The organism is Neisseria sp. HMSC078H04 (assembly GCF_001838135.1).
In the GTDB taxonomy this organism is placed as follows: Bacteria; Pseudomonadota; Gammaproteobacteria; order Burkholderiales; family Neisseriaceae; genus Neisseria.
In genome coordinates this window covers 196,285-219,832 of record NZ_KV835825.1, presented here as the reverse complement: position 1 = coordinate 219,832, position 23,548 = coordinate 196,285, and the positions used below count along the sequence as shown (strand labels likewise).

The window sequence follows — 23,548 nt, the reverse complement described above, 5'->3', positions numbered from 1 at the left end:
TTCGGTTCGGTTCGGTTCGGTTCGGTTCGGTTGCCATAATTGCGTCTTCCATCAATGATTACTTACAAAGTGTCCATTTTATCGGGATATGTTGAAAGTTAAAAGAAAAGAAGGCCGTCTGGAAAACTTTAATATTCGTTTTTCAGACGGCCTTCTTTTCACTTGCCGAAACAAGAATATTTGGTTTCTCAACTTTACAAAACGGTCAGTCCTGCTGCTTGCTTCTACCCCAAAAACTCTTTCAAAAACAGCAACACGCAGGCGAGTTCGTCGGCGGATTCGCGTTGGGTGCCGTTGCCGGTATGGCCGCCGCCGTCAGGCGAGTAGAGCCAAGATTGCGGCGAGGTTTCGCGCAGTTTGGCGTAGAACTTGAGCGCATGGGCGGGATGGACGCGGTCGTCGCTGAGGCTGGTGGTAATGAGCGCAGGCGGATAATCGATGCCGTCTGAAAGATTGTGATACGGCGACAATTCGCCCAGCCAGCGTTTGCAGACTTCGTATTTCTGCGGATTGCCGTATTCGTCCGTCCAGCTTGAACCGGCGGAGAGCAGCGGATAGCGGATCATATCGGTCAGCGGCACTTCGCACACCAGCGCACCGATGCTTTGCGGTTCGCGCACGAAGGCGGCGGCGGTAATCAGGCCGCCGTTGCTGCCTCCCTGTAAACCGATGTGTTTGGGCGAACTCATGCCGCGTTCGGACAAATCACGCACGACGGCAAGCAAATCGTCGACGCTTTTATGTTTGCTTACGCCTTGCGCCGCCTGATGCCAGCGCGGGCCGAATTCGCCGCCGCCGCGTATGTTCGCCAACACGAAGGCGTTGCCCTCTTCCAGCCAATATTTGCCGACGCTGCCCAGATAATGCGGTAATTCGGGAATGCCGAAACCGCCGTAGGCATAGACTAAGGTCGGCGTGTCGGGGGCGGCGTTTTTGCCGACGTGGAAATAAGGAATGCGCTCGCCGTCGGCCGAAGTCGTCCAAAACTGCTGCACGTTGATGCCGTCTGAATCGAACTGCTGCGGCTGACGGCGCATGATGGTCAGTTCCATCACGTTCAAATCCAGCGCAAACAGCGTCAGCGGCGTGGTGAAATCGCTGGCGGCAAGGTAAACCACATCGCCGCCCCACGGCTGGTCGGTCATTTCCAGCGCACCCGAAGGCAGACGCGGCAACTCGGCTTCCTGCCATTTGCCATCAGTAAAACGCCATGCTTTCAGACGACCCTGTACGTTTTCCAGTAGGCTCGCCACCACAAAACGCTTGGTCGTTTCCACGCTTTCCAATGCCTGCATTTCATCGGGCGCAAACAAAAGCTGCGCTGCCCCGAGTTCGCCCCGATTCAGCTTCACCGCCACCAGCGCGCCGCTCGGATAGCTTTGGTTCGCGCGGTTCCAGTCCTTGCGCAGTGTCAGCAAAAGATGTCCGGCCAGATAGCCGACTACGTCGCAATCGGCAGGCAGGTTCAACGGTTTCGCCTCGCCTTCGGCCGACACCTGCAAATAGATTTTGGTGTAAAAACCGTCAGACGCTTCAATCAAATCAATCGGCGAACCTTGCGGATCGAGATAACGCCACGCGTTCACCATCATGCCGTCTTCGGCAATTTGATACACCGGCAGGCTTTCCTCGAAACTTTTGCCGCGCTCCACCAGCCACACTTCGCGCGGATAGCCCGATTCGGTCAACTGGCGTTCGTCCCAAGCCGGACACACCCAAACGCTGTTTTCATCGCGCCACGACACATGGTTTTTGCCTGCCGGAAAGTGAAAACCGCCTTCTACCAACTCCCCCGCTTCCAAATCCACTTCCAGCGTGTACGCCGTATCGCCGCCCGATTTGCTCAGTGTTAACAACGCGCGGTTGGGCTTTTCCACCAAGTGCGACACGCCGCCCAGATATACATCGTCGCCGAGCAATTCGTCGAAATCCGCCACTGAAAACAGGATTTTCCACTCGGGATAGCCGGAACGGTAAGTCGCTGCGGTACACACGCGATACACACCCTTCGGATATTCTGCGTCCTGATGGAAATGGTACATCCGCGCGCGGTGTTCCTGACAAAACGGAATCTGCCGCGTGTCCTGCATCTGCGCCAAAATGCCGTCGGACAATTCGCGCGCTTTGTCGTTTTCTAAAAAACGGGCGCGCGTTTCGATATGCGCCGCAGCGGCAAACTCTTGCGTTTCGGGAGATTCGAGGTTTTCAAAATGGAGATAGGAATCGGGGTAAGATTTCATAGGAAAAGGCCGTCTGAGAGATTGGGAAACGGAATTATAACGGCAAAATCAAAAAAGGCCGTCTGAAACCTGCGTTTCAGACGGCCTGAGACATTATTTAAGTTAACGTCCGTATATTTTCCACAAACCTTCCTGCAAACCAAACGCAGGCTCGCCGTCTTGCGGCTGGATGCGAACGTAGCTGCCGTCAGGCTGCATCAGCCAAGCCTGGGTATTGTCTTCCAAGGCCATTTCCAAACCTTCGCAGATCACACGTTCTTTGAGTTCGGGCGTGGTAATCGGCGTGGCGACTTCAATGCGGCGGAAGAAGTTGCGACCCATCCAGTCGGCGCTGGAGATAAAGGTATCGTCTGCGCCGTTGTTATGGAAGCAATACACGCGCGAGTGTTCGAGTTGGCGGCCGATAATGGAGCGGACGCGGATGTTTTCGGACAAACCTTTTACACCCGGGCGCAAAGTACACATACCGCGCACAATCAGGTCGATTTGCACGCCTGCCGCGCTGGCCTGATACAGCGCATCAATTACGCTCGGCTCGATGAGTGAGTTCATCTTGGCGGTAATCCGCGCCGGTTTGCCGGCTTTGGCGTGCTCGGTTTCCTGCTTAATGCGGTCGATGACCATTTTGTGCAGGGTAAACGGGCTTTGATAGAGCTTGTTCAGACGACCCGGCTTGCCCAAGCCTGTGATTTCCATAAACAGAATGTTCACATCGGCAGTGATTTGTTCGTCAGCGGTGATGATGCCGAAGTCGGTGTAAATGCGCGATGTACCTTGGTGGTAGTTGCCGGTACCGAGGTGCGCATAACGCTTGAGCACGCCGTCTTCGCGGCGGATAACCAAAGCCATTTTGGCATGGACTTTGTAGCCGAATACGCCGTACACGACGTGCGCGCCCGCCTCTTCGAGCTGTTTCGCCCAGTTGACGTTGTTGGCTTCGTCAAAACGCGCCATCAGTTCAACGACGACGGTAACTTGTTTGCCAGCCAGTGCGGCCTTCATCAATGCGCGCACAAGCTCGGAATTGCTGCCGGTACGGTAGATGGTCATTTTGACGGCCAATACATCCGGATCGGCAGCGGCCTCGCGTATCATTTGGACAACCGGATCAAACGACTGATACGGGTGATGCAACAAAATCGGCGACTGTTTGACCAGCTTGAACACGGAACCGTTTTTGCGCAAGGCTTTCAGACGGCCTGCATTGCGTGGCGGAAACTTCAAATCCGGCCTGTCTACCAAATCGGGAACGGCATTGAGGCGCACCAAATTGACCGGCCCTTTGACCTGATACAGTTCGGCAGAAGTCAGCTTGAACTGGGCAAGCAGGAAGTCGTGAATATGCGCCGGACAAGTGTCCGCTACTTCCAAGCGCACGCCGTCGCCGTATTCGCGGTCGTGCAACTCGTTTTGAATCGCGGCACGCAGGTTTTTCAAATCTTCTTCATCAACCGTCAAATCGCTGTCGCGCGTGAGGCGGAACTGATGGCAGTCTTTAACCTTCATGCCGGGGAAAAGTTTGCCGACATGGGCGTGCAAAATCGAAGACAAGAACACAAAGCCTGCATCGCCGCCGCAAATTTCAGACGGCATGGGGACGACGCGCGGCAAAATGCGCGGAGCCTGCACAATCGCCATTCCTGACGGACGGCCGAACGCATCCGTGCCTTCGAGTTCGACGGCAAAGTTGAGCGATTTGTTTAACGGGCGCGGAAACGGGTGCGAAGGATCGAGGCCGATGGGGGTGAGAATGGGCAAAAGCTCGTTGTCGAAATAGTTTTCAATCCATTTCTTTTGCGCGGCCGTCCAATTGCGGCGGCGGTAAAAATGAATGCCTGCACGGTCAAGTTCGGGCTGAAGCACATTATTAAACAAATCATATTGCTCGCGGATCAGCGCCTGCGCCTCTTTTGTCACCGCCTCAATGGTTTCGGCTGCGGTTTTGCCATTGTCGAGCAGCTGATGCGGACGCAGTTTGTTTTCGCGTTTCAACCACGCCATACGCACTTCAAAAAATTCGTCCAAATTGGAAGACACGATGCACAGAAAACGCAAACGTTCCAACAAAGGAACTTTCGTATCCTGCGCCTGAGCCAGTACACGGCGGTTAAACGCCAACAGGCTGAGTTCTCGGCAGAGAATGCGGTTTTGCTCGGGCATGGTTCACTCCTGAAACATCGGTCATTAACACCATCAAGTATAACGTTTTGCCGACGTTCCGTCAGGTTTCAGACGGCCTTGACAGAAAACCTTATCCCTATTTGAGGCAAGACAAAGGGTTATCCGTTATTTTCTATACCGAAACAGCGGTTTTTGCTATAATGCGCCGTTTAATGCAACCGCAATACCACTGCTAAAGGATAAGAAAATGGGCTTTTTGCAAGACAAAAAAATTCTGATTACCGGCATGATCTCCGAGCGTTCCATCGCTTACGGCATCGCCAAAGCCTGCCGCGAACAAGGCGCGGAATTGGCATTTACTTATGTTGTCGACAAACTGGAAGAGCGCGTCCGTAAAATGGCGGCCGAACTCGGCTCCGAACTCGTGTTCCGCTGCGACGTTGCCAGCGACGACGAAATCAACCAAGTTTTCGTTGACTTGGGCAAACACTGGGACGGCTTGGACGGCTTGGTTCACTCCATCGGCTTCGCCCCTAAAGAAGCTTTGAGCGGCGACTTCCTCGACAGCATCAGCCGCGAAGCATTCAACACCGCTCACGAAATCTCCGCATACAGCCTGCCTGCGCTGGCAAAAGCCGCCCGTCCGATGATGCAGGGCCGCAACGCCGCAATCGTTGCACTGAGCTACTTGGGCGCCGTTCGTGCCATTCCTAACTACAACGTTATGGGCATGGCCAAAGCCAGCCTCGAAGCCGGCATCCGCTTCACTGCCGCCTGCCTGGGCAAAGAAGGCATCCGCTGCAACGGCATCTCCGCAGGCCCGATCAAAACCCTGGCCGCTTCCGGCATCGCCGATTTAAGCAAACTCTTGGGCCACGTCGCTTCCCACAACCCATTGGGTCGCAACGTTACCACTGAAGAAGTCGGTAACACAGCCGCCTTCCTGCTGTCCGACCTCGCTTCCGGCATCACCGGCGAGATTACGTACGTTGACGGCGGTTACAGCATCAACGCACTGAACGACGAAGAGAACTAAACGGTTTACACGCAAAACGCACTTTCATGATGAAAGTGCGTTTTTTATGACTATTACATTATGGCTTGAATAACTGCATAACCAAAAAGGCCGTCTGAAAGTCAAATACGGATACGAAACATTACCTTTACAGGTTTTTAATGATTATGTTTTCAACATTATTATATTATCATTCCACCTTAATCTGAAATTCCGATAGAGCATTGATTCTAAAGATAACATTCATGTTATCTGATACTTAGCCGCTGATAAAAAGTGGTGTAAAAAAGTAACAGAAAAAATTCAGACGGCCTGTTTTTTCATACAGAAGGCATAGAAGCCGGGCATTTTTAGCATGAAATACAAAATTTAACATTAATGAATTTTTCTTAACCGATAAAGCGTTAATATGCCTGCCGTTTTATTGAACTACATCTGATTTTGACTCAAACACATACAGGAGATTAATTATGTCAATCGCTTCAGAATTTAAAGAATTTATTATGCGTGGCAACGTTGTCGACCTCGCAGTCGGTATGGTTGTCGGTACAGCATTCAGCGGCATCGTCAAATCATTGGTTGACGATGTAATCATGCCTCCTATCGGTCTGCTGATCGGCGGCGTTGATTTCTCCAACCTGTTCATCACCCTGAAAGACGGCGCACAAGCCGCTCCTGCAGAAGGTTACGCCAATCTAGCAGCCGCTCAAGCAGCCGGTGCCGTTACCCTGAACATCGGTCTGTTCATCAATACTGTGATCAGCTTCCTGATCGTTGCCGCTGCCATCTTCTGTGTGGTTAAAGCCATCAACTCTGTGAAAAAAACCGAAGCTCCTGCTGAAGAAGCACCGGCAGAGCCTAGCGAAGAAGTTCTGTTGTTGCGCGAAATCCGTGACTCTCTGAACAAAAAATAATCACAATACCCAAACATACACACACAAACCAAGGCCGTCTGAAACCATTTCAGACGGCTTTTCTCATACCAATTTTCATTAAGCCCTTCCTATTGAAAAAAACATGCCCTCCCTTTCTCAGCAAGCTATCCTGCTTTTTCAAGCATGAAGCAACCCTCGTGGCAAACACAAAGCAAATGAGCAGTGCATCTCCTTACCAATAAAAAAGCCCGATGCGTTCAACATCGGGCTTTTAACTGGAAAACCAATCTTAATCTTTGCGTGTTTCCACCAAAATCATTTCGACTGCTACGTCTTCCACTTCTACTTTAGGCACATCCGAACGGCGTGTTTTGGCAACCGGTTCAGGTTGTGGCTGCGCAGCAAAAGCGGCAACGGCTTGCGGATCGGTTTCAACGAAGATCAAATCGCCCAAGCTCTCAGGTACAACGATTGCGACAGGCGCTGCTTCAGCTACGGCTTCAGTTTGTGTGGCAACAGTTCCGGCTGGTGCTTCAACCGGTGCAACAGTAGCCGTTGCATTCGGAGACAATACCGCAGCAATGGCTTCTTTGACATTGTTGACCGCAGATGCAAGCAGGGCTTGTTCGGCATCGGCTCCTTCAGTTTGCGCTACGGCAGGCTCGTCTTCGCTTTCAATCGCAAATACAAATGGCTCTGCGCTGGTCACTTCAGGCTCGGATACCACAATCACCAGCGGCTCGGCTTGGTCGCTTTCAGAAGACAATGTTGCATTTGCAGCTTCAACCGTTTCGTTCAAACCTAAAACATGCGCTACGGCAAAGAGGACTTTGTCGGCGGTGTCGGTAATGTTCAGGTATTGCTCGATTTTTGCTGAAGACGGAATATTGCGTTTTTTGCTGTTGGAACGGCGGTCGTTGCGATTGTTGCGCTGACGGTTGTTGCGGTCGCGTCCTTGACGGCCGTTGTTTTTCACACCCTCTTCGCTGCGGGCGTTGTCGTCCGCTTCAACTTGCGCCTGTTCGCCATCGGCTTGAACGTTCACGTCCTCAACACGGTTTTCCGCAGATTGATTACGGTTGCGCTCGTTGCGACTGTTGTTGCGGCGGCGTTTATTGCCGTTTTGTTCCGCTTGGTTTTCAGACGGCATCTCAGCCAGTGCAGCTACTTCTTGAACGTTTACGTCTTCAACCGTTTCCTCAACACGGTTGCGCTCGTTGTTGCGATCATCGCGGCGGTTGTTGTTACGGTTACGGTTGCGGCGCGTATCTTTACGCTCGTCGTTGCGGCTTTCGTTTGATTTGCTTTCTTCAAACTTGCTGTCGGCAGCTTCGGCATTCACTTCGCGCACTTCGACTTTGCTGCCGTCGTGTTTGTTGTTGCGGCGTGGATTTTGACGGCGGCTGTTTGAACGGCGGTTACTGTTTTGGCTGCGGTTGTTTGTAGTGCGTTTTTCAGCAGACTCTTGAGCAACTGCGGCAGGTGCAGGTGCAGGCTCACCGCCGAAAATGCGTTTCAACCAAGCTTTGAAGCTGTCCCACCAAGAGGCTTTTTTCTCAGGGGCGACAGTCGGTGCAGGCTGGGTATGGCGTACGCCTTTGACAGCTGGCTCAGGACGGGAAGCTTTAGCTTTTTCGCTGCCGAAAGGTTTGGCGGATTCGTCTTCTTCCGGCTCGGCAACGCGTTTGTAGCTCGGTTCGCCGTCTTCTTCTACGTCATCAATGCGGATGCGGTTGATTTCGTAGTGCGGATTTTCCAAGTGGATGTTTGGAATCAGGACGACGTTCACATCCAAACGCTCTTCCATCGCAAACAGCTCGGCGCGTTTTTCGTTCAACAGGAAGGTGGCAACATCGACAGGCACTTGTGCATGCACTTCGCCGGTGTTGTCTTTCATTGCTTCTTCTTGAATGATGCGCAAAACGTGCAGGGCGGTCGATTCGATGCCGCGGATGACACCGGTACCGGCGCAACGCGGACACGCAACATGGCTGCTTTCGCCCAGAGCCGGTTTCAAACGTTGGCGGCTCAACTCCAAAAGGCCGAAACGCGAAAGTTTGCCCATTTGCACGCGGGCGCGGTCTTTTTTGAGCGCGTCGCGCAGGACGTTTTCAACATCGCGTTGGTGTTTCGGATTTTCCATGTCGATGAAGTCGATGACGACCAAACCGCCCAAGTCGCGCAGGCGCATTTGACGGGCAACCTCTTCGGCGGCTTCCATATTGGTTTTGAATGCAGTGTCTTCAATATCCGAGCCGCGTGTGGCACGCGCAGAGTTGACGTCGATGGAAACCAAGGCTTCGGTGTGGTCGATCACAATCGCGCCGCCTGACGGCAGGCTGACGCTGCGTGAGAACGCACTTTCGATTTGGTGTTCGATTTGGAAACGGGAGAACAGCGGCGTGTGGTCTTGATAGAGTTTCAGACGGCCTACATTGCTCGGCATGACATAGCTCATGAACTCGGCAACTTGGTCATAAACTTCTTGATTATCCACCAGAATCTCGCCGATGTCGGGACGGAAATAGTCGCGAATCGCACGAATCAGCAGCGAGCTTTCCATAAAGAGCAGGTAAGGGTCATGGTGTGCTTTGCCTGCTTCTTCAATGGCTTGCCAAAGTTGCTTGAGGTAGTTTAAGTCCCATTCCAACTCTTCCGCGCTGCGGCCGATGCCGGCTGTGCGGGCAATAATGCTCATGCCGTTTGGAATGTCGAGTTCAGCCATGGCGGCTTTCAACTCTTGACGCTCTTCGCCTTCGATACGGCGGGATACGCCGCCGCCGCGCGGGTTGTTCGGCATCAATACCAGATAGCGGCCGGCCAGGCTGATGAAGGTGGTCAGTGCCGCGCCTTTGTTGCCGCGCTCGTCTTTTTCGACTTGGACGATGACTTCCATGCCCTCTTTGAGCACGTCCTGAATACGCGCCCTGCCGCCTTCGTAGTCGCGGAAATATGAACGCGATACTTCCTTAAACGGCAAAAAGCCGTGGCGGTCGGTTCCGTAATCAACGAAACACGCTTCCAGCGACGGCTCGATGCGGGTAATGATACCTTTGTAGATATTGCCTTTACGCTGTTCTTTGCCCAGCGTTTCGATGTCCAAGTCCAAAAGGTTTTGGCCATCGACAATGGCAACGCGCAGCTCTTCAGCCTGCGTTGCGTTGAATAACATTCTTTTCATAGTCACCTCGTGAACAGCGGCCGTTTGATTTGTGAATATCTTTTTCAGACGGCCTGTCTGTCCGGTTGGCACTCTTCAAAGGCAAGATGGGAAAATCCCCGTGTAACCAGTATTTGATTTGAAATCCGCAGGGTTGCATGCTTGAACTCAAGCCATGTGCGGACGGATTCGAATAAAGAAGGAAATAAAGAACAATGCGGCGGAAAGGTTGATGGTTCCGCTGCCGTCCGAATGCTGATGCTTCGGACAAAATAAGGCAGCCTACATCTTCTTATTATCGTAGCGCCGGTAATTTCGGACGGTGCTGCGCGGACTGCGTCTTACGCCCGGCCGGACGGCAGGTTCAATTCAAACTTAATTACGGGATTGCGTTTGCCGGCTTTGAACAAACACAAGGAAATGCTTTGCGGAGTGCGTTTTTAATATAAAATCTCGTTTTAACAATAAATCCGTTTCAGACGGCCTGCGACGGCAGGTTCGAGTCCCGAAACGGACGTTTGGGATTATAGAGAAAATGCACGCAATACGCAAAGATTCAGTCAGCCTGATTGCCGTTGCCGAACACGAGGAAGGCCAACGCCTTGATAACTATCTGATAAAAATCCTCAAAGGCGTCCCGAAAAGCCATATCCACCGCATTATCCGCGCCGGCGAAGTGCGGCTGAACAAAAAACGCTGCAAACCCGACAACCGCATTCAGGCAGGCGATACTATTCGCATTCCGCCGATACGCATCGCAGAAAAACAAAGGCCGGCTGAAAACCAGGCCGCGCCAGCACGCGAGTTTGACATCGTTTACGAAGACGATGCGCTTTTGGTCATCAACAAACCGTCCGGCGTTGCCGTCCACGGCGGCAGCGGCGTGAGCTTCGGCGTCATCGAACAAATCCGCCGCGCCCGTCCCGAAGCGCGTTATCTCGAACTCGTCCACCGCCTCGACAAAGACACCAGCGGCCTTTTGATGATAGCCAAAAAACGCAGCGCCTTGGTGAAACTGCACGAAGCCATCCGCAACGACCATCCGAAAAAAATCTATCTCGCGCTGGGTGTCGGCAGGCTGCCGAACGACCGCTTCCACGTCAAGCTTCCCCTGTTCAAATACACCGGCGCACAAGGTGAAAAAATGGTGCGCGTCAGCGAAGACGGCCAATCCGCCCACACCATCTTCCGCGTGTTAAACCGTTTTTCAGACGGCCTTTTGCACCAAGTCGGCCTGTCCGACCTGACCTTTGTCGAAGCCACCCTGAAAACCGGCCGCACCCACCAAATCCGCGTCCACCTACAATCGCAAGACTGCCCCATTGCCGGCGACGAACGCTACGGCGACTATCAGGCCAACAAACGCCTGCAGAAACTCGGTTTGAAAAGAATGTTCCTGCACGCTTCCGAGCTGCACCTCGCCCATCCGCTGACCGGCGAAAAACTAATCCTGAAAGCCCACCTGCCGCAAGAATTAGCGCAATTTGTTTTAATGCTGGAAAATCAGGAAAAGGCCGTCTGAAAGGAAACCCATGAAACCCAAACTCATTATTTTCGACTGGGACGGCACGCTTGCCGACACCACCAACCCCATCATCCACACCTTTCAACAAAGCTTTGCCGATTGTGGCCTGCCCGTTCCCGAAGCCGACCAAATCCGTCCGCTCATCGGATACAGCCTGTCCGGCATCATCCGCCGCCTTGCCCACAACGTCAGCGAACACGTTCAGGAAACCCTGATTGAGACCTATGCCGCGCACTACCTCAATCCCAACAACCGCAACATGACCCTGTTCACCGAAGCCCTGCCCTGCCTGCAACGCTTGAAACAACAAGGCTATTGGCTTGCAGTAGCGACCGGCAAAGGCCGCAGCGGACTGGATAGGTCCATCGAGCAAACCGGCACCCAAGCCTTTTGGCTGGAAACCGCCTGCGCTAGCGAATATCCGTCCAAACCCGCGCCCGATATGGTACTCGCCCTCTGCGACCGACTGGGTGTTGAGCCGGAAGAGGCCATCGTCGTCGGCGACACCACCCACGACCTAGAAATGGCCGCCAACGCCAAAATCCGCGCCATCGCAGTCACCACCGGCGCGCACACCGCCCAACAACTTTCCGCCATGCCCCATGTCGCCATGCTCAACAGCTTGGCCGAATTGCCTGATGTATTGGAAACCTTATAAAAGGCTATGCAACATCTATATTAAAGGCCGTCTGAAACCTATGTTCAGACGGCCTTTAATTTGTTTTATCGATCCGAGCGCACCCTGACAAATGTTGCAAATTTCGGCGTTCCCTTTTGCGTAAAACCACGATAACGGTAAGTAATCAGCGCACCGATTTTCGGCGGATGGTCGCGGTCTTTATCCTTAAAACCGCTGCCGATACGAAACTCGCCATATCGGTTTTTGCATCCTACTGCACCCAAACGCCCGACATTGCGCCCTTTGCCCTCATAATGACGCGTTACCGTACATTCATCATCATATTCACTTTTCAGCTTCAACAGCTGCCCATTTCTACCGCTTGCATAACGGGCTTCAGGTTGACGCAGCATCACCCCTTCCCCACCCAGCGCTTCAACTTGTTTCAAAAAATCCAAAGCATGCTGTTTGTCGCGCACCTTGACTTGCGGAATAACCGTAAACCGTGCCGACGGGTGTGATTTCAGCCATTTCGAAGCCGTTTCCAGCCGCTGATACAGATTACCCTGCGCCTGCGGCACATCAAAAACATGCAAACGGATGCCGTCCCAATTTCCCGAGGCAGAACGCACCATCGCGGAAATTTGCTCAAACCGCCCTCGTCTTTATCGTTACAATTTGACATCCCCCATGATTTCATGAATACTGTAAATAAGCAGTACCAAAGATTGGAGGAATTATTATGAGTGGTTCAAGCAAATTTTTCTTTATTTTATCGGGTATTTTAAGCATTATCCTGGGGATATTCTTACTCTTAAATCCCGTTATTAATCTCATGGCTTTTGCCTGGCTATTTTCTATTATCTTTTTTGTCAGTGCAGTCAGCTCCATTATAAATTATTTTATGTTACCCCCTGAATTGCGTAGCGGCTGGTATCTCATCAGCGGTATTATCAATGCTCTATTCGGTATCTTTCTCGTATGCGGCGGATTTGCATTCCTACCGTTAGTATTCCCGATCACAATCGGCATCTGGATGGTAATCGATGCTATCATCATTTTCATTAAATCAAGAAAGTCCGACAGCATGGTATCACTCATGGGACGTAATGCAAAATGGCTTGCACTAATTCTTTTACTATTAGGCCTATTACTCATATTCCAGCCGATTGCTTCCGGTAAGGTATTTATCTACTTTATCGCTTTCGGTTTCTTATTTGACGGAATTTATTCCATCGGTGAGGCTTTTAAAAAATAGAATATAACTAAATAATTACACTATAAGATCGACCAGGTACTGCCAAATAGCTGTCATAAATTACGATGTCTATTTCGTATTTGTGGCAGCTATTTTATTTGTTTTGGCTAGCCGTCATGGTAAATGTATTCGCCTACTACATTTGCAAGTGGTTAGACGCTTTTCTAGCTCTTTTATTTAGCAACTAGCCCAAAACGCTCTAACATTAGCGTAATATGGTTCGCATTACATTATTCATAAGACACTTTTCCATACTTGCTTTTGTTATTATATATGCATAATAACAAAAGACCGTCTGAAACGTAAACAAACATTAAATAAGCATTTCCTAGGAACACCCATGGCACTCCAATTTGAAATCAACGCCGTTACCCCCTTCCGTCAAAACTGCACGCTGATTTGGGATGACGAAACAAAAGAAGCCGTTTTGACCGATGTCGGCGGCGACGTCCCTTATTTATTGCAACAAGTCCAAAGCAAAGGCCTCAAGCTGACCGCCATTTGGCTGACCCACGGCCATCTTGACCACGCAGGCGGCGTGGTTGAACTTTTGAAAACCTGCGACGTACCCGTTCTCGGCCCGCACAAAGACGACGAATTCCTGCTCCAAGCCCTTCCGCAAACAACGGCGCAATACGGCTTCCCTGTTTCTCCGTCATTCACGCCGACACGCTGGCTGGAAGAAGGGGAAACGCTCAAAGTCGGCAACCATAGCTTCCAAGTCCTCCACATTCCCGGCCACACCCCCGGCCAAGTCGTTTTTTACAACGCCGAAAACAGTCTTTTAGTCGCAGGTGATGTCTTATTTTATGAGACCGTTGGTCGCACAGATTTTCCGCGCGGCAATCATGATGACCTCATAAACAATATCTGCGCTAAACTATTAACCCTGCCCGAAACCACGCAAGTTATAGCCGGACACGGCCGCATGACCAGCATCGGGCATGAGAAAAGGTACAATCCGTTTCTGGTTCGTTAATATGAATGTTGTATAAAGCCAACATTCTGGCATACACAGATTATGCGTATAAAGGAAAACTGGCATACAATTTGCAGGGATAATACCCGAAAGATTAAGTACCTAATCTCCGGCAAATGCCAAAATGAACTAAAGCACAAAGATAACAAGGTATTACGCAATACAACCTGATTTATCAAAAACCGGAAATCTCTAAACCCCAAGCCTTACTCGCAGTGAAATTGTTACAAAGTGACAATAAATGTCAGTCAGGCCGTCTGAACGGTTCTGCCGACTCAGGCGGATACAACGGAGATGAGGCGCAATGCCCTGCCGGAATGTGCCGATGTTCTGTTTGTCAAACCGTCGGGTACATCTTTAAGAAGCACAACATTATTTGGGTAAACCGGCAAACTCGCTGCCGGCACTAACAGGCCGTCTGAAAAGTTCGGCTGGTAAAATCAATAAAAGGATTATCAAATGAAAAAAATCGCAAAAGTGGGCTTCGTCCTGCTGGCTACCGGCCTGCTGGCCGCCTGTGCTACTAAGAGCAAAATCACTCCTGAAGGCACTACAGACGAGCCACGCTTCCCTAAACCTTACTCCCTGACCTTCAACAAAGACCGTGGTACATTCCCGACTTTTGACGAGCTGGATCAAATGCGTCCTGGTCTGACCAAAGACGACATCTACAAAATCCTCGGCCGTCCTCACTACGACGAAGGCATGGTTGGCGTGCGTGAATGGGACTACCTGTTCCACTTCTACACCCCAGGCGTAGGCGTTGACCCTGAAAACACTTCCGGCGTTGAAGGCATCACTACTTGCCAATACAAAGTGATCTTCGACAAAGACAAATTTGCACGCAGCTTCTTCTGGAATCCAGTATTCCCTAAAGATGCTGTATGTCCTCCTCCAGCACCTAAACAAGAGCCTCAAGTGATCATCCGCGAGATCATTAAAGAAGCTCCTAAACGCATCCGTCAATAAGGACAAATTTGAAACGGATCCTATTGGGTATAGCCTTGGCAGCAGGTCTGAATTCTTTGGCCGCTGCCGATGCTGTCAGTGACTATATCCAGCGTAAAAAAGTTGTGGTCAATACAGCTAAGGCGGAGCTTTGCTTTGCCGATGACGGTCAGTGCCATCCGGTACTGATTGGCAAGACCACTCCGAAAGGCAAATTCAATATGACGCCGATGATGACCAGCAAACCGGGTTACGGTGGCGAGGTTATCGGCTTCAAAGAAGAAAATGACTTTCTGTTTGCGTTACACAGGGTATGGACGCTCAAGCCGCAGGAAAGACGCATGGAACGCATCGCCTCCCCTCACGTGGCCGACCGCATCATAACCAATGGTTGTATCAACGTACAAAATAATGTGTACGAAAAACTGCGTCAGTATTTCATTCTGGAAATCATCTGATGTAAGTCAGTCAAACAAAGGCCGTCTGAAACTTTTCAGACGGCCTTTCTTCTCAAACGAAAATTCAACGGCAATTTACTTGCTCCGTCAGTACCAAACGAAGAATATTTGACCGCTTCATCCTCAATTCGTCCTCAAGCCATATCACTTTTTACCATATCCAAAGAACCAACGGTTATTTATGCCGTTTCTCGCCCAATGCTAGAATCGCGCGTTTATATATCGGCTCGCCGAGAAATCAAATAAATAATATAGTGGCAGGAATAGCTTTTATTTCCTGCCCCCTACACACACAAACATCATGACCGATTCTTCTGCCAAATTACCCAATTTGTGGCTGCTGATTGCCGCTGCTGCCTCCATCCTGCTGATTACCATCGGCATGAGAATGACTTTAGGGCTTTTTGTCCTGCCCGTCGTCAACTCGACCGAATTGAGCATGACCCAGTTCAGCCTGATTATTGCCGTTTTCCAATTAATGTGGGGCATATCGCAACCCTTGTCCGGCGCGTTGTCCGACCGTTTCGGCGCGTTTAAGGTTTTAGCCGGCGGTACGGTTCTGTTGATTGCCGCCTGTCTGATGGTTCCGCAAATGCCGACTTATTGGGGGCTGATGCTGGGTATCGGTTTATTGTTGGCATTCGGTACGGGTTCGGGCGGATTTTCCATCATTATGGGACAGGTCGCCGCCAAAACGCCGCCTCATCGGCGCGGCTTAGCTTCCGGCTTGGTCAATGCAGGCGGGTCCGCAGGGCAATTTTTGTTCGCGCCGCTGGTTCAAGGTTTGATTGCCCTCCCCCACGTCGGCTGGACGGGGACATTTTATGTTTGGGCAGTCATTGCCATCTTGATTTTGCCGATTTCTTGGTGGCTGGCCGGCGGCAAACATGCTTCTCACACCGTCCATACTGACGACGGCGGCCAAACCTTGAAGCAGGCCGTCTGTAAGGCTTTCGCCAACCGCAGCTATATCTTGTTGCATTTGGGTTTCTTTACCTGCGGTTTCCACATTGCCTTTTTGGTTACCCACCTACCAACCGAAATTTCACTTTGCGGCCTCCCCGCTACGGTCGCTTCGACCTCCATTGCCATTATTGGTTTGGCAAACATCGCCGGCTGTATTTTTTCAGGCTGGTGTACCGGCAGATTTTTGGGCAAATACGTCCTCTTCGGTTTATATGCTTCGCGTGTCGCCATGATATTGATTTATCTGGCCGCACCTAAAACCGATTTAAACTTCTATCTTTTCGCCGCTGGACTCGGTTTCACTTGGTTGGCAACCGTCGCCCCCACCGCCGCCATTACCGGCAAACTTTTCGGTACGCGCTACTTGGCCACCCTCTTCGGGTTGACCATGTTGAGCCACCAAATCGGCGGCTTTTTGGGTTCGTACATCGGCGGCATCGTCATCACGCGCTTCAACGATTACGGCTGGATGTGGTACGCCGACGCAGTCTTGGCAGGCGCGGCCGCCCTGTTGAATTTACTGATTCATGAACGGAAAGCGGCTGCCGCCTGACGCGGAAACCTTGACATTTCAAGGCCGTCTGAAACGTTTCAGACGGCCTTTGCCTTATTCCATTTTTTGTGTTTTATCCACAATCGATATTCCTATCCATTATTTAACACTCTCTTACAAACCCGTTAAAATACTGCCTTTATCATGCTGATTGTCTGACTCTGATGAACTGGTCTTATCTGATCGATGCCATCCCTAAATTTGTCGATGCGGCAAAGCTGACGCTGGAATTGTCGGTATATGGCGTCGTTTTGTCGTTGCTGTTCGGCCTGCCCGTTGCCGTGGTTACGGCATACCGCATCCGCCCCTTCTACGCATTGGCACGCACCTATATCGAACTGTCGCGCAATACGCCCCTGCTGATCCAATTGTTTTTCCTGTATTACGGCCTGCCGAAAATGGGCATTAAATGGGACGGTTTCACCTGCGGCGTGATCGCACTGGTTTTCTTGAGCGCAAGCTATATGGCGGAAGCCATCCGCGCCGGTATTTTGGCCGTCCCCAAAGGGCAGATCGAAGCGGGCAAGGCCATCGGTTTGAGCCGCTTTCAAGTGTTCCGCTATGTCGAATTGCCTCAGGCATGGGCGGTCGCCGTTCCCGCCATCGGCGCAAACGTATTGTTTTTGATGAAAGAAACATCTATCGTCAGCGCGGTCGGCATTGCAGAATTGTTGTTCGTTACCAAAGACATCATCGGCATGGACTATAAAACCAACGAAGCCTTGTTCCTGCTGTTTGCCAGCTACCTGATCATCCTTCTGCCCGTTTCGCTTCTGGCGCGCTGGGCAGAAAACCGCGTACGGAGTGCAAAATATGGTGTTTGACTGGCTGTTTGAAGGACAAAATGCGGCACGCTTGGGCGAAGGCTTGTTGCTGACGGCGCAGATTTCCCTGGTCTCCGTTGCCGTCTCCTGCGTATTGGGTACGCTGTTCGGCTTGGTTTTGCGTTCGCGCAACCGGCTCATCCGCTTTATCGGACGGTTTTATCTCGAAACCATCCGAATCGTGCCGATTTTGGTGTGGCTGTTCGGCCTGTATTTCGGCCTATCCGTCTGGACAGGCATCCACATCGACGGATTTTGGGTCTGCGTCTGGGTATTTACCATGTGGGGCATCGCCGAAATGGGCGATTTGGTCCGCGGTGCATTGGAATCGATTGAAAAACACCAGGTCGAATCAGGCCTGGCACTCGGCTTGAGCCGCGGGCAGGTATTCCGCTACATCGAGCTGCCGCAAAGCATCCGCCGCGTATTGCCCGGCGCCGTCAATCTGTTTACGCGCATGATCAAAACCAGCTCGCTCGCCTCCCTTATCGGCGTCATCGAAGTCGTCAAAGTCGGCCAGCAAATCATCGAAAACTCGCTGCTGACGCAACCCAATGCTTCATTTTGGGTTTACGGCCTAATTTTTATGCTGTATTTCTTCTGTTGCTGGCCGCTGTCGCTGCTGGCGGCAAAACTTGAACAAAAATGGGAACACTGACATGGCTTTACTGAGCATCCGCAACCTGCACAAACAATACGGCAACGTAACCGCCATTCAATCCTTAGACTTGGACTTGGAAAAAGGCGAAGTCATCGTACTGCTGGGCCCGTCCGGCTGCGGCAAATCCACCCTCCTGCGCTGCGTAAACGGTTTGGAGCCGCACCAAGGCGGCAGCATCGTGATGGATGGAGTCGGCGAATTCGGCAAAGACGTTTCCTGGCAAACCGCCCGGCAAAAAGTCGGCATGGTCTTTCAAAGCTATGAACTGTTTGCCCACATGACCGTCATCGAAAACATCCTCTTAGGCCCGGTGAAAGTACAAAACCGCAACCGTGCCGAAGCAGAGGCACAAGCCGACAAACTGCTGGAACGCGTCGGCCTGCTCGACCGCAAAAACGCCTATCCGCGCGAACTCTCCGGCGGCCAGAAACAACGCATCGCCATTGTCCGCGCCCTGTGCCTGAATCCGGAAGTCATCCTGCTGGACGAAATCACCGCCGCACTCGACCCCGAAATGGTGCGCGAAGTCTTGGAAGTGGTTTTAGAACTCGCCCATGAAGGCATGAGCATGCTCATCGTAACCCATGAAATGGGGTTTGCCCGCAAAGTTGCCGACCGCATCGTCTTCATGGACAAAGGCGGCATCGTCGAATCGTCCGACCCCGAAACCTTCTTCTCCGCCCCCAAAAGCGAACGCGCCCGCCAATTCTTGGCAGGCATGGACTACTGATTTTATTTTCAGGCCGTCCAAACCCTTTTTCAGACGGCCTCCACTTTCAACCAAACATTTGAAAAGGAAACACTCATGCAATTGAATGCCAAATTCAAAGCCCTCCTCGCCTCTGCCGCCATCGCCGTCGGCCTGACTGCTTGCGGAGGCGGCTCCGGCGATGCCCAATCTTCACAAAGCAGCGGCGCGGCAACCGTTGCCTCCATCAAAGAAAAAGGCGTCATCCGTATCGGCGTATTCGGCGACAAACCTCCGTTCGGCTATGTTGACGCCAACGGCAAAAACCAAGGCTTTGACGTTGAAATCGCCAAAGACCTGGCCAAAGATCTGCTCGGCAGCCCCGACAAAGTCGAATTCGTCCTGACCGAGGCCGCTAACCGCGTCGAATACGTCCGTTCCGGCAAAGTCGACCTCATCCTCGCCAACTTCACCAAAACACCCGAACGCGCCGAAGCCGTCGATTTCGCCGACCCTTACATGAAAGTGGCCTTGGGCGTAGTTTCCCCAAAAGACAAACCAATTACCGACGTTGCGCAATTGAAAGACCAAACCCTTCTGGTCAACAAAGGCACTACCGCCGACGCCTTCTTCACCAAAAGCCATCCTGAAGTCAAACTGCTGAAATTCGACCAAAATACCGAAACCTTCGACGCACTGAAAGACGGCCGCGGCGTAGCACTCGCCCACGACAACGCCCTGCTGTGGGCATGGGCAAAAGAAAACCCGAATTTTGAAGTCGCCATCGGCAACCTCGGCCCTGCCGAATTCATCGCCCCGGCTGTTCAAAAAGGCAACACCGACCTCCTGAACTGGGTCAACGGCGAAATCGCCGCCATGAAAAAAGACGGCCGTCTGAAAGCCGCCTATGAAAAAACCCTCTTGCCCGTGTATGGAGAGAAAGTCAAACCGGAAGAATTGTTGGCGGAATAAACCGACTATTTTCTCGGCAAAAAGTCACTTGGCCGTATTTCAGCTATCCGATTTTTGATTGATTTAAACAAATATCATACCTAACAACAGGCCGTCTGAACGTATTATCGATATCTTCAGACGGCCCATTGTTTAAAAACGAATAACATGATAACCTTTTAATAATGGATGAAATAATTCGTCCGATATTTCCACAAAGCAAAAAGGACTCTATCTTATGAACCGTCGTCAATTTATCGGCAGCGCTGCTGCTGTTTCCCTCACCGCCGCCGCTTCTTTCGCCCGTGCTCACGACCATGCAGGCCATGCACACCATGTTGGTCACGCGCATTCTGCACCGCGCGCCTACGAAGCTGCGCGCAAAGCGGCCGCACATTGCGTTGAAGCCGGTCAAATCTGTCTGGCACACTGCATCGCCCTGTTGAGCGAAGGCGATACCTCCATGAAAGACTGCGCAGCCGGCGCTAACCAAATGTTGGCACTGTGCGGCACATTGCAAAACCTCGCTGCCCAAAATTCACGCCTGACCCCGTCTTTGGCAAAAGTGTGCATCGAAGCCTGCAAACAATGTGCTGCCGCCTGCAAAGAACACGCCAGCCACCACGCTGAATGCAAAGCCTGCTACGAATCTTGCTTGGCTTGCATTAAAGAATGCGAAAAAATTGCCGCTTAAGCACTATTGAAAAAAGGCCGTCTGAATTTCAGACGGCCTTTTATTTTGCTATTTTATTCACGCTATTCGGCTGCAAGCTCTTGCTCATCGAGCAGTTTTTTCCGAACAATCGCAGGATTACCCGCAGCCACGCAATAAGGCGGCACATCTTTGGTAACCACCGAACCTGCGCCGATTACCGCGCCCTTACCGATGGTAACACCACCCATGATAATCGCACGCCGACCAATCCAGACATCGTCTTCAATCACAATCGGGCGGATGTCCGTATAGCCTTCAAAGCGGCGGGTTTCAGGGTTGAATTTGTGGTTGGTCGAATAAAACAGGCATTCCGGCCCCATCATCACGTTCTTGCCGAGGGTCAAACCGCGACAGATTTCGCAGTTTACGCCGATACCCGAATTATCGCCGACTACCGTATCCGGAAAGACGTATCCGCCTTTTTCAATATTGACGTTTTTACCGATGTTTGGAGAAATGCATGCAGCCAAAGCGGCGCGGAATTTTTGCGCAATTCTGCCGAATGGTTTGCAATAAGACGGAGGCAACATTCCTCCCCAAACACGCAAAATGCACGTCAATATCCTTTTCCACATTGATTCCGTCTCCTGTTCGTACAAGCGTAAATATTATTCAGACTATTATTCTTCTTAAAGTTTCACATCTAGAAGAGGTTTTACATCCTCTTTTCAGTTAGATTACAGCCCGATTACACAACATTTGGTTTGAAACTCTATTCTAAACTGTTCTCGCCTGTTGCGAAACTGCCCGCTACGCAAAATATCCGCTTGACGAAACAGCCAAAAATAGCGAAAATCCCACGCTTAACTGAAGTACAGGCAAAACCCCTGTGCCCGCTTAATCGAAAGGAAATCAAATGAAACAAGGTATTCACCCGAACTACCACGAAATCAACGTTACCTGCTCTTGCGGCAACAAATTCGTGACCAAATCCGCAATGGAAAAAGACAGCTTCAACGTTGAGGTTTGCTCTCTGTGCCACCCTTTCTACACCGGTACTCAAAAAATCGTCGACACTACCGGTCGTGTGGACAAATTCAACAACAAATTCGGCAACCTGTTCAAACGCTAATTGCCGCTTTGTCAAAAAGACTGCTTCGTGCAGTCTTTTTTGCATTCAGGCCGTCTGAAACATTTCTTTCAGACGGCCTGAGCTTTTTGTCGTCAACCGAATGCCATATCATTCCAAACACCCGAGAAAAACGAGCCGTCAGCATTATTTTACAAAGCTCTCCGGTCCGGCATATCGCGCAAACCCGTCAAACCCTGTACCATTGCTATTCAAACCAACCGTTTTTTGACCTTCCATGCTGACTTACACACCGCCCGATCCGCGCCGCCCCCAAAAAACCCATGAAAAACCATGGCTTCTGCTGCTGATGGCCTTTGCCTGGCTGTGGCCGGGCGTGTTCTCGCATGACTTGTGGAACCCTGCCGAACCCTCCCTCTTTACCGCCTCCGAGTCCATGAAAAACGGCGGCAACCTGCTGATTGCACAAATCTTCGGCCAACCCGATTTCACCATCTCCCCTGCTTTTTTATGGGCTGCAACCGCATTCCAAACCCTGTTTTCGCCTTGGGCGGCCGATGCCTATGATGCCGCACGTTTTGCCGGCGTGGTATTTACCGCCATCGGACTGACCGCTAGCGGTTTTGCCGGTTTCAACTTTCTCGGCAGACACCATGGCCGCAGCGTTGTCTTGATCCTTATCGGCAGCATCGGTTTGCTGCCCATCGCCCACTTCCTCAATCCCATGTCGGCCGCTTTTGCTGCGTTTGGATTGATTCTGTGCGGCTTTTCACTGGCACGCCGCCGCGTTATTATTGCCATTTTGCTGTTGTGCTGCGGCTGGGTTTTACTCTCCCTCTCCTCAGGCTACCTGCTGACCGCGGCCATGATGTTTTTGGCAATTGCCCTGTCGCTCCATTCCACTTGGCAAAGCAAACGCTATCTGCTGACCCTGATTGGCGCCATCGTCGTTTCCCTGCCCCTGCTGATTCTGTATCCTCTGGTTTTATCCAAAACCAATCCAGAATGGTTTGATATTTGGTTCAACCATTATTCCTTCGGCGTATTCGGCGGCTTCCATCAGATTCAGACGGCCTTCAACCTGCCCTATTATCTGAAAAACCTGCTGTGGTTTACCCTGCCTGCCTGGCCGCTAGCGGCATGGACGCTCAGCCGCACGCGTATCCACGATAAAAACTGGGGCATTTTGAGCCTGTCGTGGCTGGTTATCATGACAGCCCTGCTCGCCATCAACCCGCAACGCCTGCAAGACAACCTCGTTTGGCTGTTGCCGCCGCTCGCCCTGCTCGGTGCGGCACAACTGGACGGCCTGCGTCGCGGCGCAGCTGCATTTATCAACTGGTTCGGCATCATGGCATTCGGTCTGATTGCCGTCTTCCTGTGGCTGGGCTTCTTCGCCATGAACTACGGCTGGCCTGCCAAGCTGGCCGAACGCGCCGCCTATTTCAGCCCATATTACATCCCCGACATCGACCCAATTCCGATGACCGTCGCCCTGCTGTTTACCCCGTTGTGGCTTTGGGCGATTACGCGTAAGAACATCCGCGGCCGCCAAGCCGTAACCAACTGGGCAGCCGGCGTGACCTTGGCCTGGGCCTTGCTGATGACCCTGTTTTTACCATGGCTCAACGCCGCCAAAAGCCATGCGCCGGTGGTTCACCAAATGGAAGCCGCGCTTTCTTCCGAATTGAAACAGAAAATTTCAGACGGCCTCGAATGTATCAGCATCGACGGCCAAGACCAGCGCACACGAATCGCGTGGACACAATACAGCCATATTAAAACCACGACCGACAACCCATCCTGCCGCTACCGCCTCATCCGCCAAGCCGCCAACATCGGCGCACCTTCGGGCTGGCAAACCTTGTGGCAAGGCGCAAGACCGCGCAACAAAGCCGAGACTTTCCTATTGCTGGAAAAAACTTCAGCGCAATAAATCACACCAGCCTCAAAACTGAATAC

20 protein-coding genes and 1 pseudogene are annotated in these 23,548 nt (G+C 51.7%); 16 read left to right on the top strand and 5 right to left on the bottom strand.

The annotated features are described in order from the left end of the window. Positions 1–224: 224 nt before the first annotated feature. Positions 225–2,240 (bottom strand): prolyl oligopeptidase family serine peptidase, encoded by a 2,016-nt coding sequence (locus HMPREF2560_RS02960; protein WP_070873705.1) that lies wholly within the window; start codon positions 2,238–2,240, stop codon positions 225–227. 102 nt (positions 2,241–2,342) lie between these two features. Next, entirely contained in the window at positions 2,343–4,400 is a 2,058-nt protein-coding gene (gene ppk1 / locus HMPREF2560_RS02955; protein WP_070873704.1) for a polyphosphate kinase 1, read from the bottom strand. Between the two features lie 208 nt (positions 4,401–4,608). Between ppk1 and fabI the strand changes: the two genes are divergently transcribed. Both fabI and mscL read left to right on the top strand, forming a co-directional pair. Continuing rightward, positions 4,609–5,397 carry an enoyl-ACP reductase FabI gene (gene fabI / locus HMPREF2560_RS02950; protein WP_070873703.1) on the top strand — a complete coding sequence of 263 codons (789 nt, stop codon included), beginning with the start codon at positions 4,609–4,611 and terminating at the stop codon, positions 5,395–5,397. A 449-nt stretch (positions 5,398–5,846) separates the two neighbouring features. Then, positions 5,847–6,290, top strand: a complete 444-nt coding sequence (gene mscL, locus HMPREF2560_RS02945) for a large conductance mechanosensitive channel protein MscL (RefSeq protein ID WP_036492108.1) — start codon at positions 5,847–5,849, stop codon at positions 6,288–6,290. Between the two features lie 250 nt (positions 6,291–6,540). Here mscL and HMPREF2560_RS02940 read toward each other — a convergent pair whose 3' ends face one another. Further along, on the bottom strand, positions 6,541–9,432 hold the full coding sequence (locus HMPREF2560_RS02940) for an Rne/Rng family ribonuclease (RefSeq protein WP_070873702.1): 2,892 nt from the start codon (positions 9,430–9,432) through the stop codon (positions 6,541–6,543). Positions 9,433–9,946: 514 nt separating this feature from the next. Here HMPREF2560_RS02940 and HMPREF2560_RS02935 point away from each other — a divergent pair. Then, positions 9,947–10,933, top strand: a complete 987-nt coding sequence (locus tag HMPREF2560_RS02935) for an RluA family pseudouridine synthase (protein ID WP_039861877.1) — start codon at positions 9,947–9,949, stop codon at positions 10,931–10,933. A 10-nt stretch (positions 10,934–10,943) separates the two neighbouring features. Next, on the top strand, positions 10,944–11,594 hold the full coding sequence (locus HMPREF2560_RS02930; protein ID WP_070873701.1) for an HAD-IA family hydrolase: 651 nt from the start codon (positions 10,944–10,946) through the stop codon (positions 11,592–11,594). A 65-nt stretch (positions 11,595–11,659) separates the two neighbouring features. On the opposite strand, the pseudogene HMPREF2560_RS02925 reads toward HMPREF2560_RS02930, so the two are convergent. Beyond that, positions 11,660–12,217 (bottom strand): annotated as a pseudogene (locus HMPREF2560_RS02925) (DNA ligase); the annotation flags it as partial. 80 nt (positions 12,218–12,297) lie between these two features. Here HMPREF2560_RS02925 and HMPREF2560_RS02920 point away from each other — a divergent pair. The 10 genes from HMPREF2560_RS02920 (at position 12,298) to HMPREF2560_RS02875 (ending at position 20,535) form a co-directional block, all read left to right on the top strand. Beyond that, positions 12,298–12,813: a DUF308 domain-containing protein gene (locus HMPREF2560_RS02920; protein WP_070629697.1), complete on the top strand. Its 516-nt coding sequence runs from the start codon at positions 12,298–12,300 to the stop codon at positions 12,811–12,813. Between the two features lie 340 nt (positions 12,814–13,153). After that, positions 13,154–13,792 carry an MBL fold metallo-hydrolase gene (locus HMPREF2560_RS02915; RefSeq protein WP_070873700.1) on the top strand — a complete coding sequence of 213 codons (639 nt, stop codon included), beginning with the start codon at positions 13,154–13,156 and terminating at the stop codon, positions 13,790–13,792. Between the two features lie 459 nt (positions 13,793–14,251). After that, the gene (locus HMPREF2560_RS02910; protein ID WP_004519039.1) at positions 14,252–14,761 is read left to right on the top strand and encodes an outer membrane protein assembly factor BamE; all 510 of its coding nucleotides are present in this window, start codon (positions 14,252–14,254) and stop codon (positions 14,759–14,761) included. Between the two features lie 8 nt (positions 14,762–14,769). After that, positions 14,770–15,198, top strand: a complete 429-nt coding sequence (locus tag HMPREF2560_RS02905) for a hypothetical protein (RefSeq protein WP_049332858.1) — start codon at positions 14,770–14,772, stop codon at positions 15,196–15,198. A gap of 301 nt (positions 15,199–15,499) precedes the next feature. Then, on the top strand, positions 15,500–16,717 hold the full coding sequence (locus HMPREF2560_RS02900; protein WP_070606244.1) for an MFS transporter: 1,218 nt from the start codon (positions 15,500–15,502) through the stop codon (positions 16,715–16,717). Positions 16,718–16,881: 164 nt separating this feature from the next. Beyond that, on the top strand, positions 16,882–17,541 hold the full coding sequence (locus HMPREF2560_RS02895) for an amino acid ABC transporter permease (RefSeq protein WP_070606246.1): 660 nt from the start codon (positions 16,882–16,884) through the stop codon (positions 17,539–17,541). After that, entirely contained in the window at positions 17,531–18,199 is a 669-nt protein-coding gene (locus HMPREF2560_RS02890; protein ID WP_070606248.1) for an amino acid ABC transporter permease, read from the top strand. The genes HMPREF2560_RS02895 and HMPREF2560_RS02890 overlap by 11 nt, the downstream gene beginning before the upstream one ends. Before the next feature lies 1 nt (position 18,200). Then, the gene (locus HMPREF2560_RS02885) at positions 18,201–18,932 is read left to right on the top strand and encodes an amino acid ABC transporter ATP-binding protein (RefSeq protein WP_070606252.1); all 732 of its coding nucleotides are present in this window, start codon (positions 18,201–18,203) and stop codon (positions 18,930–18,932) included. A gap of 75 nt (positions 18,933–19,007) precedes the next feature. Next, the gene (locus tag HMPREF2560_RS02880) at positions 19,008–19,862 is read left to right on the top strand and encodes an amino acid ABC transporter substrate-binding protein (protein ID WP_070606254.1); all 855 of its coding nucleotides are present in this window, start codon (positions 19,008–19,010) and stop codon (positions 19,860–19,862) included. 217 nt (positions 19,863–20,079) lie between these two features. Further along, a complete protein-coding gene (locus HMPREF2560_RS02875) occupies positions 20,080–20,535 on the top strand; it encodes a four-helix bundle copper-binding protein (protein WP_070606256.1) in 456 nt (151 codons plus the stop codon). A gap of 62 nt (positions 20,536–20,597) precedes the next feature. Here the strand turns inward: HMPREF2560_RS02875 and HMPREF2560_RS02870 are convergent, their stop codons facing one another. Continuing rightward, positions 20,598–21,131 carry an acyltransferase gene (locus HMPREF2560_RS02870; RefSeq protein ID WP_070829773.1) on the bottom strand — a complete coding sequence of 178 codons (534 nt, stop codon included), beginning with the start codon at positions 21,129–21,131 and terminating at the stop codon, positions 20,598–20,600. A 281-nt stretch (positions 21,132–21,412) separates the two neighbouring features. Between HMPREF2560_RS02870 and rpmE the strand changes: the two genes are divergently transcribed. Both rpmE and HMPREF2560_RS02860 read left to right on the top strand, forming a co-directional pair. Continuing rightward, positions 21,413–21,628: a 50S ribosomal protein L31 gene (gene rpmE / locus HMPREF2560_RS02865; RefSeq protein WP_003681847.1), complete on the top strand. Its 216-nt coding sequence runs from the start codon at positions 21,413–21,415 to the stop codon at positions 21,626–21,628. Between the two features lie 235 nt (positions 21,629–21,863). Further along, positions 21,864–23,522 (top strand): ArnT family glycosyltransferase, encoded by a 1,659-nt coding sequence (locus tag HMPREF2560_RS02860; protein WP_070829771.1) that lies wholly within the window; start codon positions 21,864–21,866, stop codon positions 23,520–23,522. Positions 23,523–23,548: the final 26 nt, after the last annotated feature.